The sequence below is a fragment of the Streptomyces sp. JK94 genome (assembly GCF_053613315.1).
In genome coordinates this window covers 115,609-132,019 of record NZ_JBSICH010000004.1, presented here as the reverse complement: position 1 = coordinate 132,019, position 16,411 = coordinate 115,609, and the positions used below count along the sequence as shown (strand labels likewise).

Annotated in this window: 11 protein-coding genes; 6 read left to right on the top strand and 5 right to left on the bottom strand. The window is 72.3% G+C overall.

Annotation, left to right across the window (positions count from 1 at the left end):
* Nucleotides 1-166: 166 nt before the first annotated feature.
* The 4 genes from ACVV2G_RS04375 to ACVV2G_RS04360 form a co-directional block, all read right to left on the bottom strand.
* Complete coding sequence (locus tag ACVV2G_RS04375; RefSeq protein WP_453841232.1) at nt 167-3,976, bottom strand: multifunctional oxoglutarate decarboxylase/oxoglutarate dehydrogenase thiamine pyrophosphate-binding subunit/dihydrolipoyllysine-residue succinyltransferase subunit; 3,810 nt, start codon at nt 3,974-3,976, stop codon at nt 167-169.
* A gap of 281 nt (nt 3,977-4,257) precedes the next feature.
* Nucleotides 4,258-5,382, bottom strand: a complete 1,125-nt coding sequence (locus ACVV2G_RS04370; RefSeq protein ID WP_453841231.1) for a sensor histidine kinase — start codon at nt 5,380-5,382, stop codon at nt 4,258-4,260.
* Nucleotides 5,379-6,116: a response regulator transcription factor gene (locus ACVV2G_RS04365; protein WP_453841230.1), complete on the bottom strand. Its 738-nt coding sequence runs from the start codon at nt 6,114-6,116 to the stop codon at nt 5,379-5,381. Before ACVV2G_RS04365 ends, ACVV2G_RS04370 begins: the two co-directional genes overlap by 4 nt.
* A gap of 122 nt (nt 6,117-6,238) precedes the next feature.
* Nucleotides 6,239-6,937: a spermine/spermidine synthase domain-containing protein gene (locus ACVV2G_RS04360; RefSeq protein WP_453841229.1), complete on the bottom strand. Its 699-nt coding sequence runs from the start codon at nt 6,935-6,937 to the stop codon at nt 6,239-6,241.
* A 164-nt stretch (nt 6,938-7,101) separates the two neighbouring features.
* Here ACVV2G_RS04360 and lon point away from each other — a divergent pair, with 164 nt between their 5' ends.
* Both lon and ACVV2G_RS04350 read left to right on the top strand, forming a co-directional pair.
* Nucleotides 7,102-9,531, top strand: a complete 2,430-nt coding sequence (lon, locus tag ACVV2G_RS04355; protein WP_453841228.1) for an endopeptidase La — start codon at nt 7,102-7,104, stop codon at nt 9,529-9,531.
* Nucleotides 9,532-9,931: 400 nt separating this feature from the next.
* A complete protein-coding gene (locus ACVV2G_RS04350) occupies nt 9,932-10,426 on the top strand; it encodes a MarR family winged helix-turn-helix transcriptional regulator (protein ID WP_453841227.1) in 495 nt (164 codons plus the stop codon).
* An 18-nt stretch (nt 10,427-10,444) separates the two neighbouring features.
* Here the strand turns inward: ACVV2G_RS04350 and ACVV2G_RS04345 are convergent, their stop codons facing one another.
* Nucleotides 10,445-11,236 carry a protein phosphatase 2C domain-containing protein gene (locus ACVV2G_RS04345; protein ID WP_453841226.1) on the bottom strand — a complete coding sequence of 264 codons (792 nt, stop codon included), beginning with the start codon at nt 11,234-11,236 and terminating at the stop codon, nt 10,445-10,447.
* Between the two features lie 440 nt (nt 11,237-11,676).
* Here ACVV2G_RS04345 and ACVV2G_RS04340 point away from each other — a divergent pair, with 440 nt between their 5' ends.
* From ACVV2G_RS04340 to ACVV2G_RS04325, 4 genes are read left to right on the top strand one after another with little or no spacing between them, the layout of a single operon-like run.
* A complete protein-coding gene (locus ACVV2G_RS04340) occupies nt 11,677-14,841 on the top strand; it encodes a sensor histidine kinase (RefSeq protein ID WP_453841225.1) in 3,165 nt (1,054 codons plus the stop codon).
* A complete protein-coding gene (locus ACVV2G_RS04335) occupies nt 14,838-15,347 on the top strand; it encodes a roadblock/LC7 domain-containing protein (protein WP_453841224.1) in 510 nt (169 codons plus the stop codon). Before ACVV2G_RS04340 ends, ACVV2G_RS04335 begins: the two co-directional genes overlap by 4 nt.
* Nucleotides 15,344-15,784 carry a DUF742 domain-containing protein gene (locus tag ACVV2G_RS04330; protein ID WP_453841223.1) on the top strand — a complete coding sequence of 147 codons (441 nt, stop codon included), beginning with the start codon at nt 15,344-15,346 and terminating at the stop codon, nt 15,782-15,784. The genes ACVV2G_RS04335 and ACVV2G_RS04330 overlap by 4 nt, the downstream gene beginning before the upstream one ends.
* Nucleotides 15,765-16,406 carry a GTP-binding protein gene (locus tag ACVV2G_RS04325; RefSeq protein ID WP_453841222.1) on the top strand — a complete coding sequence of 214 codons (642 nt, stop codon included), beginning with the start codon at nt 15,765-15,767 and terminating at the stop codon, nt 16,404-16,406. Before ACVV2G_RS04330 ends, ACVV2G_RS04325 begins: the two co-directional genes overlap by 20 nt.
* Nucleotides 16,407-16,411 lie beyond the last annotated feature (5 nt).

The window sequence follows — 16,411 nt, the reverse complement described above, 5'->3', positions numbered from 1 at the left end:
CTGGGGGGGGTGTTTTTTGTGCTATTGAGGGCCCTTTTCTTTTTGCGGGGGAACGCGGACCGGGCCCTCCGGCTCGCCCGTCGGACCGGTCCGCCCAGCGGACCGGCGGGCCCGGCGCGCCCGTGCGGCCGTCAGGCCACGTCGGTCACGCCGGGCCCGTCAGGGCTCAGGCCTCGAACACCTCACGCACCAGCTGCTCCTGCTCGGCCTGGTGCCGCTTCGCGGAGCCGACGGCCGGGGACGAGCCGTGCGGCCGCGAGATGCGGCGCAGGCGCTCGCCGTGCGGGACGTCGGCGCCGACCGCGAGGTCCAGGTGGTCGATCAGGTTGAGCGCGATGAACGGCCAGGCACCCTGGTTCGCCGGCTCCTCCTGCGCCCACAGGTACTTCTCGGCGTTCGGGTACTTGGCGATCTCCGCCTGGAGCTCGGTACCCGGCAGCGGGTACAGGCGCTCGATGCGGATGACGGCCGTGTCCGTGGCCCCGCGCTTCTTCCGCTCGGCGTCGAGGTCGTAGTAGACCTTGCCGGCGGTGAAGACGACCTTCTTGACCGCGGCCGGGTCGACCGAGTCGTCGCCGATGACCGGGCGGAACTGGCCGGTGGTGAACTCCTCCGCCTTGGAGGCCGCGGCCTTGAGGCGCAGCATCGACTTCGGCGTGAAGACGACCAGCGGCTTGTGGTGCGGGTTGTGCACCTGCCACCGCAGGAGGTGGAAGTAGTTCGACGGCAGGGTCGGCATCGCGACCGTCATGTTGTTCTGCGCGCAGAGCTGGAGGAAGCGCTCCGGGCGGGCCGAGGAGTGGTCCGGGCCCTGGCCCTCGTAGCCGTGCGGCAGGAGGAGCGTCACGCCGGAGGTCTGGTTCCACTTCTGCTCGGCCGACGAGATGAACTCGTCCACGACCGTCTGCGCGCCGTTGACGAAGTCGCCGAACTGCGCCTCCCACATCACCAGCGCGTCGGGGCGGGCCAGCGAGTAGCCGTACTCGAAGCCCATCACGGCGTACTCGGAGAGCAGGGAGTTGTAGACGTTGTACCGGGCCTGGTCCTCGGACAGGTACAGCAGCGGCGTGAACTCGTCGCCGGTCTCGCGGTTGATGAGCACCGCGTGCCGCTGGCCGAAGGTGCCGCGCTGCGAGTCCTGGCCGGAGAGCCGGACCGGGACGCCCTCGAGGAGCAGCGAGCCGACGGCGAGGGTCTCGCCCATGCCCCAGTCGATCGTGCCGTCCTCGACCATCGCCGCCCGGCGCTGGAGCTGCGGCAGCAGCCGCGGGTGCACGGTGATGTGGTCGGGGATGTTGACCTGGGACTCGGCGATCCGCTTGACGGTCTCGGCGGTGACCGCGGTGTTCACGGCGACCGGGAACTCGGCCTGCGGCTCCGCGGGCTCCGCGGACGCCGGCTGGGAGGCGGCCTCGCGGACCTCGGTGAAGACCTTCTCCAGCTGGCCCTGGTAGTCCTGCAGCGCCTGCTCGGCCTCTTCCAGGGTGATGTCGCCGCGACCGATGAGGGACTCGGTGTACAGCTTGCGCACCGAGCGCTTCTTGTCGATCAGGTCGTACATCAGCGGCTGGGTGAAGGCCGGGTTGTCGGTCTCGTTGTGGCCGCGGCGGCGGTAGCAGATGAGGTCGATCACCACGTCCTTGTTGAAGGCCTGGCGGAACTCGAAGGCCAGCCGCGCCACGCGGACGCAGGCCTCCGGGTCGTCGCCGTTCACGTGGAAGATCGGGGCCTCGATCATGCGGGCCACGTCCGTCGCGTACATGGAGGAACGCGAGGACTCCGGGGCGGCGGTGAAGCCGACCTGGTTGTTGATGACGACGTGCACCGTGCCGCCGGTGCGGTAGCCGCGCAGCTGCGACATGTTCAGGGTCTCGGCCACCACGCCCTGGCCCGCGAAGGCCGCGTCGCCGTGGATGGCCACCGGCAGGACGGTGAAGTCCGTGCCGCCCTTGTTGATGATGTCCTGCTTGGCGCGGGCGACGCCCTCCAGGACCGGGTCGACCGCCTCCAGGTGCGAGGGGTTGGCGACCAGCGAGACGTTGATCTGCTCGCCGTCCAGCCCGGTGAAGGTGCCCTCGGCGCCCAGGTGGTACTTCACGTCACCGGAGCCGTGCATCGACTTCGGGTCGAGGTTGCCCTCGAACTCGCGGAAGATCTGCGCGTACGACTTGCCGACGACGTTGGCCAGCACGTTCAGCCGGCCGCGGTGGGCCATGCCGATGACGACCTCGTCCAGGCGGGACTCGGCCGCCGAGTCGATGACCGCGTCCAGCAGCGGGATGACGGACTCGCCGCCCTCCAGGGAGAACCGCTTCTGGCCGACGTACTTGGTCTGCAGGAACGTCTCGAACGCCTCGGCCGCGTTCAGCCGGCGCAGGATGCGCAGCTGCTCCTCGCGCTCCGGCTTGGTGTGCGAGCGCTCGATGCGGTCCTGGATCCACTTGCGCTGCTTCGGGTCCTGGATGTGCATGAACTCGACGCCGGTGGTGCGGCAGTACGAGTCGCGCAGCACGCCGAGGATGTCGCGCAGCTTCATCAGGGACTTGCCGGCGAAGCCGCCGACCGCGAACTCGCGCTCCAGGTCCCACAGGGTGAGCCCGTGCTCGGTGATGTCCAGGTCGGGGTGCTTGCGCTGCTGGTACTCCAGCGGGTCGGTGTCGGCCATGACGTGGCCGCGGACCCGGTAGGAGTGGATCAGCTCGAAGACGCGGGCGGCCTTGGTGACGTCGTCGTCGTGCGAGGCGTCGATGTCCTTGAGCCAGCGGACCGGCTCGTAGGGGATGCGCAGGGCCTCGAAGATCTCGTCGTAGAAGCCGTTCTCGCCGAGGAGGAGGTTGGCGACCTGGCGCAGGAACTCGCCGGAGGCGGCGCCCTGGATGACCCGGTGGTCGTAGGTCGACGTGAGTGTCATGACCTTCGAGATGCCGAGCTTGTTCAGGGTGTCCTGGGAGGTGCCCTGGAACTCCGCCGGGTAGTCCATGGAGCCGACGCCCATGATGACCGACTGGCCGGGCATCAGGCGCGGCACCGAGTGGACGGTGCCGAGGCCGCCCGGGTTGGTCAGGGAGACCGTGACGCCGGAGAAGTCGTCCATCGTCAGCTTGCCGTCGCGGGCGCGGCGGACGATGTCCTCGTAGGCCTGCCAGAACTCGAAGAAGTTCAGCGTCTCGGCCTTCTTGATCGCCGCGACGACCAGCTGGCGGTCGCCGTTGGGCTTGACCAGGTCGATGGCGAGGCCGAGGTTGACGTGGGCCGGCTTGACGAGGGTCGGCTTGCCGTCCTTCTCGCCGAACGAGTGGTTCATCGCCGGCATGGCCTTGATGGCCTGCACCATCGCGTAGCCGATCAGGTGCGTGAAGGAGATCTTCCCGCCCCGGGCGCGCTTGAGGTGGTTGTTGATGACGATGCGGTTGTCGAACAGCAGCTTCACCGGGACCGCGCGCACGGACGTGGCCGTGGGCAGCTCCAGCGAGGCGTTCATGTTCTTCGCGACCGCGGCGGCCGGGCCGCGCAGGGGCACCGTCTCGGGGCCCTCGGGGGCGGCGGTGGCGTCCTTGGAGGGAGCGGCGGGCGCGGCGGCCTTCGCCTCGGGCTTGGCGGCGGGCCGGGCCTGCGCGGGCTTGGCGGCGGGCTGTGCCGCCGGCGCGGCGGCGGGGGCCGGCTGGGCAGCCGCCGGGGCCGGAGCCTGGGCCTTGGCCGGAGCGGGGACCTGCGCCGGGGGCGCGTGAGCCGCCTGGGGCGCGCCGGCGGTGTCCGCGTTCGCGGTGTCGGAGGCCGACTGGACCGCGGCCGCTCCTGGCTTGTAGTCGGCGAAGAAGTCCCACCAGGCTCGGTCGACGGAGTTCGGGTCCTGGAGGTACTGCTGATAGATCTCGTCGACGAGCCATTCGTTGGCACCGAACGCGGCAGCGGGGTTCTTGCCCGCTTGGTCGGTGTCGGTCGAGATGCTTGAGTTACTGGGGGACTGTGGCGACACGGCGAGAACCGCCCTCTTCCGCTTCACAAGATGGTGGACAGCGGGAATCAAGGCTACGCCTCCCCGGCCCGGAAGGTCAGACCGGGCCCGTTCATCGTCGCGTAAGTCACATTGCAGACGGCGTTTCGGCGCTGGAAATGGCGGGAAACAAGCGAGGTTCTGGCGTGTGTGGGAAGGGGAGGCCGGGACCCGGCGCCGGAAGAACGCGGGTCCGTGCCTGATCACACGTGTCCGTCGGCGCGGATGCCTGTGGATCTTGGCGTTCCGCCTCGAACCCTACGTCAACTCGAAGCCGAGGGGAGGCCCGGAAGAGTGATGAGAATCCGGCATCCCCGCTCGGATTCGGCCACTCCGATCCGGCCGCCGTGCAGATCCACCGCCCAGCGGGCGATCGCCAGGCCGAGCCCGGTGCCGCCGTCGCTGCCCGGACCGTGCGGCCGGGAGACCGAACCCCGGTTGAACCGCTCGAAGACCCGGCGCCACTCGGAGCGCGGAATGCCGGGGCCCTCGTCGAGGACCTCCAGCTCCAGCGACTCCGGAAGGTTCCCGCGCCGCGCCCTGACCGTCACCCGGCCGTGCGGCGGGCTGTGCTTGACCGCGTTGTCGATGAGGTTGGCGACGACCTGGTGGATGCGCTCGGGGTCGGCGTGCGCGGTCAGGTCCGGGGGGAAGACGTCGAGCGCCAGGTGGACGTCGGTGCGGGTGTGGCTGCCGGAGCCGGAGGCGATGCCCGCGCGCGCCGAGGCGACCATGTTGGCCTCCTTCAGTACGCCCGAGAGGTACGGCCACACCTCGAAGCGCCGCGTGCGCAGCGGTATGACGCCGTTGTCCAGGCGGGAGAGGTCCAGCAGCGTCTCCACCAGCCGGCCGAGCCGCTCGGTCTGGCCGAGCGCCGTGCGCATGGTCTCCGGGTCGGCCTCGGTGACCCCGTCGACGATGTTCTCCAGCACCGCGCGCAGGCCCGCGATGGGGGTGCGCAGCTCGTGCGAGACGTTCGCCACCAGCTCCTTGCGCTGCCGGTCCTGGGCCTCCAGGTCGTCGGCCATGCGGTTGATGGTGACGGCCAGGTCGCCCAGCTCGTCGCGGCGGTTCTCGCGCACCCGGCGCGTGTAGTCGCCGTGCGAGATGGACCGGGCGACGGCGTTCATCTCGTCCAGCGGCGCGGTGAGCGAGTGCGCCACGAACTGCGTGATCAGCAGCGTGGCGATCATCGAGAAGACCGTGATGAAGCGCAGCTCCGTCTTGGTGTGCACCGCGATCACCGACAGACCCGTGGTGATCAGCACCGAGGTGACGACCAGCGCGCCCAGCTTGGTCTTGATCGAGAACGGGCGTACGCCGCCCCAGGGTTCCCCCGTGTTCCGGGGGCCGGAGCTCCTCCGCGCGGCCTCCCGTCCACGGCTCATGGCGCCGGCGTCTCCAGCGCGTAGCCCACGCCGTGCACCGTGCGGATGCGCTCGGCGCCGATCTTGCGGCGCAGCGCCTTGATGTGGCTGTCGACGGTGCGGGTGCCGGAGGCGTCCGCCCAGTCCCACACCTCGGCCAGCAGCTGCTCGCGGGAGAGCACCGCGCGCGGGGTGTTGGCGAGGCAGACCAGCAGGTCGAACTCGGTGGGGGTGAGGTGGACGTCCTCGCTGCGCACCCGCACCCGGCGCTGCGCGTGGTCGATCTCCAGTTCGCCGAGGCGCAGGATGCCGCTGCGCGGCGTGGAGGCGGCCACGACGGCCCGCTCCACCCGGCGCAGCAGCACGTGCACGCGCGCGGCCAGCTCGCGCATCGAGAAGGGCTTGGTCATGTAGTCGTCGGCGCCGACGCCGAGCCCGACGAGCATGTCCGTCTCGTCGTCGCGCGCGGTGAGCATCAGCACCGGCACCGGACGCTGGGCCTGCACACGACGGCAGACCTCCAGGCCGTCGAAGCCGGGCAGCATGATGTCGAGGATGAGCAGGTCGGGCTGCCACGCCTCGGCCGTGTCGACGGCGGCCGGGCCGTCACCCGCCGTTTGCACGAGGAACCCTTCGGCGCGCAGGCGGGTCGCGATGGCGTCCACGATCGTCTGGTCGTCCTCGACCACCAGCACCCGGCGCTGTGCGCCCTGGGTGGCCGCCGTGCCGTTGTGGGAGGTCTGTGTCTGCTCCATCGCCCGCCCCTGAGGTGTGCTTACCGGAATCAGTGGGGTGATTCCTCGTCTGCGCATGACTGCGATTGACGCTTGAATGACCGCGTCAGAGCAGCAGCGTACGGGGAGTCACGGCGCCTTTGCTATCCAGGCCCGATGCCGAGGTGGACGACGTCCGGAACGCCCCGGGCAACGGGGATCTCTTCGGTACGCACCTGCTGGAACCCGGCATTACGCAAGGTTTCTTCGAATTCCGGAGAGGGCTGCGCGGACCATACGGCGAGCACTCCGCCGGGCTTCACCACCCGTGCACACCCCGCCAGTCCGTCCCGTGAGTACAGTCCGCCGTTGCCCTCCGTGACCGTCCAGTCGGGGCCGTTGTCGATGTCGAGGCAGAGGGCGTCGTACGTGGCGGAAGTCTCATTGACGTAGGCGACCAGATCCGCTTCGACGACGTCCGTGCGCGGGTCGGCCAGCGCACCGGCGGACACCTCGGCCAGCGGTCCGTCCCGGTGCCAGTCGATGACGGCGCGTTCCCGCTCGACGACCGTGATGCGGCCCCAGCGGGGGTCGCCGGCCGCGTGTGCGAGCGAGAAGCCGACGCCGAGGCCGCCGAGGAGCAGGTGCGGCGCGGTCCGCCCGCCGGAGGCGGCGAGCGCGTCGGCCGCCGCGTCGACCAGGCGCCGCTCCGAGCGTCCGTCGGAGGTGTCCATCAGGAAGCAGCCGTTCGCGATGATCTGCAGCAGCGCCCCGTGCCGGCGCAGGACCACCTCGCCGTACGGGCCCTCGCGACGGTCCAGCACTTCGGGGGAGTCGGGGGAGTCGTGGGAAGTGAAGGGCATCGGCCCATCCTGGCAGGGGAATGCCGGGCGGTGCGGGCGCGCTGCCACGGAAGGGGCCACAGGGGGGTGTCTTGATCGCTCACAGCGAACATGCCCCGGGGAACAATCGGGGACTCCCTTTCATTGAGTCGATGTAACTCAACTTGACTGCCGAAGGGGAGATCATGGCTGCTGAGTCCGCCGCCACCACACCGCTCACCCTGCCCGTGCTGCCGCTCGACGACGAAGTGGTCCTGCCCGGCATGGTCGTCCCCCTGGACCTGAGCGACGCCGAGGTACGGGCCGCGGTGGAGGCCGCCCAGGCCGCCGCGCGGTCCGAGCCCGGCAAGCCCCGGGTCCTCCTCGTCCCGCGCGTCGACGGCACCTACGCGAGGACGGGCGTCCTCGGCACGGTCGAGCAGGTCGGCCGTCTCGCCGACGGCGACCCGGGCGCCCTGGTCCGCGGCCGGGGCCGGGTTCGCATCGGCGCCGGCACCACCGGGCCCGGCGCCGCGCTGTGGGTGGAGGGCACGCGCATCGACGAGACCGTGCCCGAGCCGCTGCCGGGCCAGGTCGCCGAGCTGGCGAAGGAGTACAAGGCCCTCGCCACCGCCTGGCTGCGCAAGCGCGGTGCCTGGCAGGTCGTGGACCGCGTCCAGGCCATCGACGACGTCTCCGCGCTCGCCGACAACTCCGGTTACTCGCCCTTCCTCACCACCGAGCAGAAGGTCGGGCTGCTGGAGACCACCGACCCGGTCGCCCGCCTGAAGCTCGCCACCCAGCAGCTGCGCGACCACCTCGCCGAGCAGGACGTCGCCGAGACCATCGCCAAGGACGTCCAGGAGGGCGTCGACAGGCAGCAGCGGGAGTTCCTGCTGCGCCGCCAGCTGGAGGCCGTGCGCAAGGAACTGCGGGAACTCAACGGCGACGGCGGTGACCCGGCCGAGGAGTCCGACGACTACCGCGCCCGCGTCGAGGCCGCCAACCTGCCCGGGAAGGTCCGGGAGGCCGCGCTCAAGGAGGTCGACAAGCTGGAGCGGTCCTCCGACCAGTCGCCGGAGGGCTCCTGGATCCGTACCTGGCTCGACACGGTCCTGGAGATGCCGTGGAACGAGCGGACCGAGGACGCCTACGACATCCAGGGCGCCCGGGCCGTCCTGGACGCCGAGCACGCGGGGCTGGAGGACGTCAAGGAGCGGATCACCGAGTACCTGGCGGTGCGCAAGCGGCGCGTCGACCGGGGCCTCGGGGTCGTCGGCGGGCGGCGCGGCGGTGCCGTCCTGGCCCTGGTGGGCCCGCCCGGCGTCGGCAAGACGAGCCTCGGCGAGTCCGTGGCGCACGCGATGGGCCGGAAGTTCGTCCGGGTCGCCCTCGGCGGCGTCCGCGACGAGGCCGAGATCCGCGGTCACCGGCGTACGTACGTCGGCGCGCTGCCCGGCCGGATCGTGCGCGCCGTCAAGGAGGCCGGGTCGATGAACCCGGTCGTGCTCCTCGACGAGATCGACAAGGTGGGCTCGGACTTCCGGGGCGACCCGGCCGCCGCCCTGCTCGAGGTCCTCGACCCGGCGCAGAACCACACCTTCCGGGACCACTACCTGGAGGTCGAGCTGGACCTGTCCGACGTGGTCTTCCTCGCGACGGCCAACGTCCTGGAGGCCATCCCGGAGGCGCTGCTCGACCGCATGGAGCTGGTCCGCCTCGACGGCTACACCGAGGACGAGAAGATCGTCATCGCCCGCGACCACCTGCTCCCGCGCCAGCTGGAGCGGGCCGGCCTGAACGGGGAGGAGGTCACGGTCGACGAGGGGGCGCTGCGCAAGCTGGCCGGCGAGTACACCCGCGAGGCGGGCGTGCGCACCCTGGAGCGGTCGATCGCCCGGCTGCTGCGCAAGGTTGCGGCCCAGCACGAACTGGGCGAGCGGGAACTGCCGTTCACCGTCACCGACGGCGACCTGCGGGACCTGATCGGCCGGCCGCACCACGTGCCCGAGTCCGCCCAGGACCCGGCCGAGCGGCGCACCTCGGTGCCCGGCGTCGCCACCGGCCTCGCGGTGACCGGCGCGGGCGGCGACGTGCTGTACGTGGAGGCGTCGCTGGCCGACCCGGAGACGGGCGCGGCGGGGCTGACCCTCACCGGTCAGCTGGGCGACGTGATGAAGGAGTCGGCGCAGATCGCGCTGAGCTTCCTGCGCAGCCGCGGCGCCGAGCTGGAGCTTCCGGTGGCCGACCTGAAGGACCGGGGTGTGCACATCCACTTCCCGGCGGGCGCGGTCCCCAAGGACGGCCCGAGCGCCGGCATCACGATGACCACGGCGCTGGCCTCGCTGCTGTCGGGCCGGCTGGTCCGCACGGACGTGGCGATGACCGGGGAGGTCTCGCTGACCGGGCGCGTGCTGCCGATCGGCGGGGTCAAGCAGAAGCTGCTCGCGGCGCACCGGGCGGGCGTCACCACGGTGGTCATCCCCAAGCGCAACGAACCCGATCTGGACGACGTCCCGGCGGAGGTGCTGGACAAGCTCGACGTCCACGCCGTCACCGACGTGCGCCAGGTGCTGGAACTGGCGCTCGCGCCGGCGACGAACGCCGCCCGGCCGCAGTCTCCGGTCGCCGCATGACGCGGGCGACCGCCGGCGGACCACCCCTGCGGTGAGCGGACGGGGGAGGCCCGTGTCCCGGCCGGGACACGGGCCTCCCCCGGTACGCCGGTCGCCCGCGGGCCGATCCGGCTCCGTGCACGGGCGTGAGGTGCCTCCGATGGCTCGGTGGTGCTCGGTGGGGAATGTGCCGGTGCGGGATGCGCCGGTGGAGATGCGCCGGTGGGGGAGGACGGCAGGGATGGGATGGCGTGGTCATGCCACGCTGAGATCCCGGGGAGGCGCTACGCGTGGAACGGCGGGTGGAGGGGGAACCGGAGGCTGCCGTTGGTCCATGCCTGCGAAATACTTGCCGAGCTGCGGAGGGGGCGGTCCGTGGCGGAGACTTGCAGGGAACGGGAAGAGCAAGGCAGGGGCTGACGTGCACGAAGACGGGAACGGCGACGGTCGCGGGGCCGTGTCCGGCTGGGACGGCGGTGGTGTGAACCAACCGGAGTTCCTGGCGCTGGAACGCGAGTTGACGGTCCTGCTCCGGCGGGCCCGGGCCAACCAGGGCGAGATGGCCCGCGAGGTCCACCCCGACCTGGAGTCGTCCGCCTACGGCCTCCTCGTACGGCTCGGTGAGTACGGCGGCCAGCGGGCCACGGAACTCGCCGCCTACATCGGCGTCGGCAAGGCGACGATGTCCCGCCAGCTGCGCGCCCTGGAGGAACTCGGCCTCGTCGCCCGGGAACCCGACCCCGCCGACGGCCGCGCCTGGCTGATCACCCTGACCCCGGAGGGCCAGGCCCGGGTCGGCCGGGTGCGGGAGGCCCGCCGCGCCCGCTACGCAGGCCGGCTCGCCGACTGGGACCCGCGCGAGGTGACGGAACTGGCCCGGCTGCTGCGCGAACTGAACCGGGGGATGGAGAAGTAGCGTCGTCCCCCGGCGTGTTCACAGCTCCGCGTACACCACCGTCGCGTCGTCGTGCGTCTTGCCGCGCCCCAGGAACGCCCGCGCCCCCGCCGCGTCCGCACGCTCCAGCTCCCGGACCCGGTCCACCAGGGCCTGCGCACCCTGCTTCCGCACCAGGGCGAGGCACTGCGCCCAGTCACCCTCGCGGAACCTCTCCACCCACCGCGCGGCCCCGTCCGTCAGCGCGGCCAGCGTCCGCACCCCGCCGCGCGGCAGTACGCCCGTCACCGCCCGCGCCGCCACCTCCGGGTCGACCGCGGCCGTGAAGAAGCCGCCCTCCTTGTTCCGGAAGCCCGCGTCCACCAGGGCGTCCGTGGCCAGGGCGGAACGGGGCAGCCTGGCCAAGCGGTCGTCCAGGACGGGCGTGACCGTCCCGTCGGGGGCCTCCACCAGCAGGGCCGAGTCGGACAGGACCAGGTACTCGACCGCGGCCGGCGACCAGCGGGCCACGACCACGGTCGCCTGCGGCGTGCGCGGGTGAGAAAGGTCACAGGTTTCCGCGTGCGCCGCCGAGGTGCGAGCGATGGCGCGGAACAGGGCTTCGGTGAGGGGGACATCCGGGAGTGAAACGGTCAGTTCGGTCAGTGCCCCGCCGAGGCGCGCGGTGAACCAGGGTACGGAATGCAGACACCCCGTGCCGTCCCGCGGCGGGGTCACGCCGTCCAGTACGACGAGTGAGCCGCCCTGTCCCGAGGCCGGAAGCCCGACGCTCGCGAAGTCCTCGTTGGGGCGGTCGGCGAGGCCGGGTTCCGAGACGAGTTCCGTGCGCATCCGGCCAGTCTGCACGACCCCTTCACAGCCTTCGCGAAAGCCCGGCAAGGTGCCCGAGATCGACGCGGCAGTGCAGGTCAGGCGCCCCATTTGGGCTGGAATCCGGTACGCCGGGAACACGTGGCGGCACATAGTGCCATCGCCGGTCGTGGACGTCCAACCGGCACGCCGCGCGGGGCCGTCGGGCGGGCCGGGAGAACTTGCTCACCAACTCCCCTCCGGGGTTCACTCCTTCGGGTGGCGAGTCGGTTGATGCACGCCCACCACCCACCGGCACTGGGAGGGTCGGGAACCGGTGGGGGCCCTGCCCCGCACAGACGGCCGCTCCGCCCGACGCCCAGTCGGCGGCCGGGAAACAGCCCGGAGCGCGGCAGCGGGTGCACGCGCCGACCGGCCAGTTGACGGAGCGCCACCCGGGCCCACGGGTACACGAGTCAGGAATGCGAGCACCGGTGCAGAAGACGCGGCCTCGTCGCACAGACAAGCAGCCGACCCCCGCGGGGAACGCGGAGCGTACCCCCGGCACTTCCGTCCCGGCGCCGCCTGCGGCCCCCGTCGGCAAGGGCCGTGCGACCCACGTGCGCAACCGCCTCATCCTCGCCGTGGCGGTCGTCGCCGCGGCCGTCGCCGGGGCCGGAGCCCCGTCGGTCGTGGCGGCCTCCGGACAACTGCACGACTCCCAGGAACTGGTGACGCTCGCCGAACAGACCCAGGGCGCGCTGACCCTCGCCCACTCCCTCGCCGACGAGCGCGACGAGGTCACCCCCTACATCGCCGCCGGCCGCCCCGAGTCCAAGGCGCCCTCCGAGCAGCGCAGCGCCCGCGTCGACCGGCAGGTGGAGGAACTGCGCGCCGACACCGACACGCCCGCGTCCCTGCGCGAGGACCTCGACTCCGTCGCGGCGCTGCGACGGGCGGCGCTCACCGGCAGGAGCACCGCACTGCAGGCGCACGAGGCGTACTCGGAGGCGATCGCCGAACTCCACGCCCTGGCCGAGGAACTGGCCGAGAGGATGCCGCCCCGCGCGGGCGCCGGCGCGTACGCCCTGGCCGAACTGGACACCGCCGTGCAGCAGGCGGCCGCCACCCGTGGCCTGCTGCTCGCCGCCCTGAACGTGCCGAGCAGCACCCGGACCGTCATCGACCCGATCACCGGCCTGCCGACCGAGACGACCTCGTCCTCGGACGCCGACGCCGAGCAGCGCGACGCGCTCGCCGCCGCCGCCCAGCAGGCCCGGGTGCGCTCGGACGCCGCCCTCGCCGACTTCCGCGAGGGCGCGCCCAAGGAGGCGCGGAGCAGCTTCGACGCCACGGTCGCCGGCCCCGAGGTCAACTCCGCCGAGAAGTACCTCGCCGGCCTCACGGACGAGCCGACGCTCTCCGAGGACGACCTCGGCACCAGCACCACGAGACTGGACGCCGCGCTCTCCGCCCGCGTCGACGCCATGCGCGGCGCCGAGTCCGCCCTCTACGAGAAGCGCACGACGGCTCTGGAGGAACTGCGCGACGACGACGTCACCGCGCTGGAGATCCGGGTCGCCGCCCTCGGCGCCCTGATCCTGCTGGCCCTCGGCATCGCCACCGCCATGGCCCGCACCCTCACCCGCCCCCTGTCGGTGCTGCGGCGCGGCTCGGCCCGGCTGGCCGGCGCGGAGGACCCGACGGCCGAGGAGCCCGTGGCCTTCACCGGCCGCAACGACGAGTTCGCCCAGGTCGTCCGCTCCGTGAACGCCCTGCACGCGCACGCCGTCACGCTCGCCGAGCGCGTCAACACGCTGGAGTCCGACCGCAAGCACCTCGTCGGCCAGCGGCAGAAGATGGCCGACGCCCGTGAGGAACTGCGCACCGAACTCGCCGAGTCCGCCGCCCGGCTGGAGGTCGTGCGCAAGAGCATCGGCTCCACCTTCGTCAGCCTCGCGCTGCGCACCCTCGGCCTGGTCGAGCGGCAGCTCGCCGTCATCGAGGGCCTGGAGGAGCGCGAGCAGGACCCGGACCGGCTGTCCACCCTGTTCAAGCTCGACCACTTCGCCACGGTCATGCGCCGGCACAGCGAGAACCTCCTCGTCCTCGCCGGCACCGAGCACGTCCAGCACAGCGCCGGGCCGGTGCCGCTGGTCGACGTGGTCCGGGCCGCGGTCAGCGAGATCGAGCGCTACGAGCGGGTCCGCATCGCCGCGCTGCCGCCGCACGCGCACGTGGCCGGGTTCGCGGCCGACGACCTCTCCCACCTGCTGGCCGAGCTGATGGAGAACGCCACCTCCTTCTCGCCGCCGGACCTGCCCGTCGAGGTCTCCGGCTGGCTGCTGGAGAACGGCGAGGTGATGCTCTCCGTCCAGGACGAGGGCATCGGCATGGCGACCGAGCGGCTCCAGCGGCTCAACGCCCGCCTCACCGACTTCGACCCGGACGCGCCCTACGACCAGGAGGGCGACGACGGTCTCGGGCTGGGCCTGTACGTGGTGGCCCGGCTCGCCCACCGGCACGGGGCGCGCGTGCGGCTGCGGGAGCAGAAGCAGGGCGGTGTCGCGGCCGTCGTGGTCCTGCCGGACACGCTGCTCGCGGCGGCACCGCCGGCCGCGCTCGCCCCGACCGTGCCGGCTGCCGACGGCACGGGCTCCTTCTCCCTGCCGGGCGCCGGCGCGGAGGCCAACTCCAACGTCCTGCACGGCCGCGCCGAGAAGAGCACCCAGCGGGGCGTCGACCCGCTGGTGGCCTCGGCGGAACAGGCCGTACGGCGGGCTCAGCCCGACGAACCGGCCGAGCCGGAGCCGGCGGACGCGACGGACCTGCCGGCCGAGGGACACACGGCGGACGCGACGGACCTGCCGGCCGAGGCGGACACGGCGGACCTGCCGGACACGGCCGACGAGGCGCACGCGACACACCAGCCGGCCGAAACGCGCACGGCGGCCGAAAAACACACCGCGACCGAGCCGGAAAGGGCTGCCGAGCCGGAAGGGGCGGAGGCCACGACGGCGGTCGCCGGCCCGGTCCCCGCGAGGACCTCGGAGGACCCCGCGCCCGCCCCGGGCCACGACCTCCCCGACGACGCCACGATGGCCCTCCTGCTGCCGCCGCAGGCGCCGGAACAGACGCCACCGGCGGAACCGGCACCGGCCCGGGAACAGGCCGAGGAGCAGGTCCGGGAGCAGGAGCGGACCCGGGACCAGGCACCGGCCCCCGAGGAGTCCGCGCCGGAGCCCGCCCCAGCGGCGCCCACCGCACCGCGGATCCCCGGCCCCCGTTCCGCCGACCCCTTCGCCATCGGCCCCGACACCCACGACCGCACCCCGGACGAGGGCGCCCCGCGACGCGAGGACGCCGGGGAGGCCGAGGACGCCGAGCCCGTCACCGACAAGGGCCTGCCCAAGCGGACCCCGAAGCTCACCGCACCCGCGGGGGCCCCGCAGCCACGCACGGCGGGCGCCGTGGACGCCGACGCGCTCCGCCGCCGCCTGGGCGGGTTCCGCCGGGGGGCCGAGGCCGGCCGCCGGGACGTCGAGGCCGAGATCGCCGACCGGACCGGGACCCACCGGGTGCCGGGCGCCGCGGCGGACACAACCGAAGAAACCACGGGGGGCACTGTCGAGGAGGCAAGCAGTTGACCGCGCCCAGCACCTTCGGACTGAGCAGTGAAGCCCGCAATCTCCACTGGCTGTTGACCAACCTCGTCGAGGAGGTGCCCGGCATCCTCTCGGTCGCGGTCGTCTCCTCCGACGGCCTGCTGCTGCTCTCCTCCGACCAGGACAGGAACGACGCGGCCCGCGAGCCCCGGGCGGAGCGCCCTACCGGCCCGCGCGGCTCCGCCGCGGACCTCGCCACCGTGGTCTCCGGTGTCGGCAGCCTGACCGTCGGCGCCGCCCGGCTGATGGACTTCGGCGCCGTGAAGCACACGATGGTCGCCATGGACGAGGGCAGCCTGTTCGTGATGTCGATCAGCGACGGCTCACTGCTCGGCGTGCACGGTACCGCGGACTGCGACATGAGTGTCATCGCGTACCACATGGCGCTCTTCGTCGGCCGCGCCGGCCACGTCCTGACGCCCGAACTCCGCAGCGAGCTGCGGAAATCCCTGGAGACCGAGTCGACCTCGACGGGGAGCACCCGATGAGCAGCAGCCCCAGGAAGTCCCCGAAGAACCTCCCCGTACGCGGCGCCGACCGCAAGCCCGCCCGGGTACGCCCCTACTCGCTCACCGGCGGCCGGACCCGCTTCGGCCACGTGCTGCTCGTCGAGACGTTCGTCGGCGCCACGGCCGGCACCGCCGCGCTGGAAGCCGCCGAGGAGCGCCGGGAACTGACGAACGGTTCGCTCACCTCCCGCGTGATGCCGGAGATGCGGGCCATCGTCGAACTGTGCCGCCGCATGCGTACGGTGGCCGAGATCGCCGCGCTGCTGAAGATGCCGCTCGGCGTGGTCCGCGTGCTCCTCAGCGACCTGGCGGACCAGGGAAAGATCCGTGTGTACGGCACCGGAACCGGCCACGGAACGGGCCGTCCGGACCGCGCTCTGCTCGAAAGGGTGCTCAGTGGACTCCGTCGTCTCTGACGCCGCCGCCTACGGCGTCTCCCCGCTCGTCGAACCGGACGAGCCCGTGCAGCCCTGGCAGACGGACCGCACCCGTGCGCCCGTCGCCACGAAGATCGTGGTGGCCGGCGGGTTCGGGGTCGGCAAGACCACGCTGGTCACCGCCGTCTCGGAGATCACGCCCCTGCAGACCGAGGCGCTGATGACCGAGGCGAGCGAGGAGACCGACGACCTCACCGCCACCCCGGGCAAGCTCACCACCACCGTGGCCATGGACTTCGGCCGCATCACGCTCGACGACGACCTGGTGCTCTACCTGTTCGGCACGCCGGGCCAGCAGCGGTTCTGGTTCATGTGGGACGACCTGGTGCGCGGCGCGATCGGTGCCGTGGTGCTGGCCGACACGCGCCGCCTGAAGGACTGCTTCCCGGCGCTGGACTACTTCGAGAGCTGCGGACTGCCGTACGTCGTCGCGGTGAACCACTTCGACGGCAGCGAGCGGTTCGAGGCGGAGGACGTGCGGGAGGCGTTGACGATCCCCGCGCACATACCTGTAATGATCATGGATGCGCGCCGCCGGATCTCGGCCATCGAGACCCTGTTGTCCCTCGTGGGCCACGCGCTCGACGAAACCCCCGAGTAGCCCCC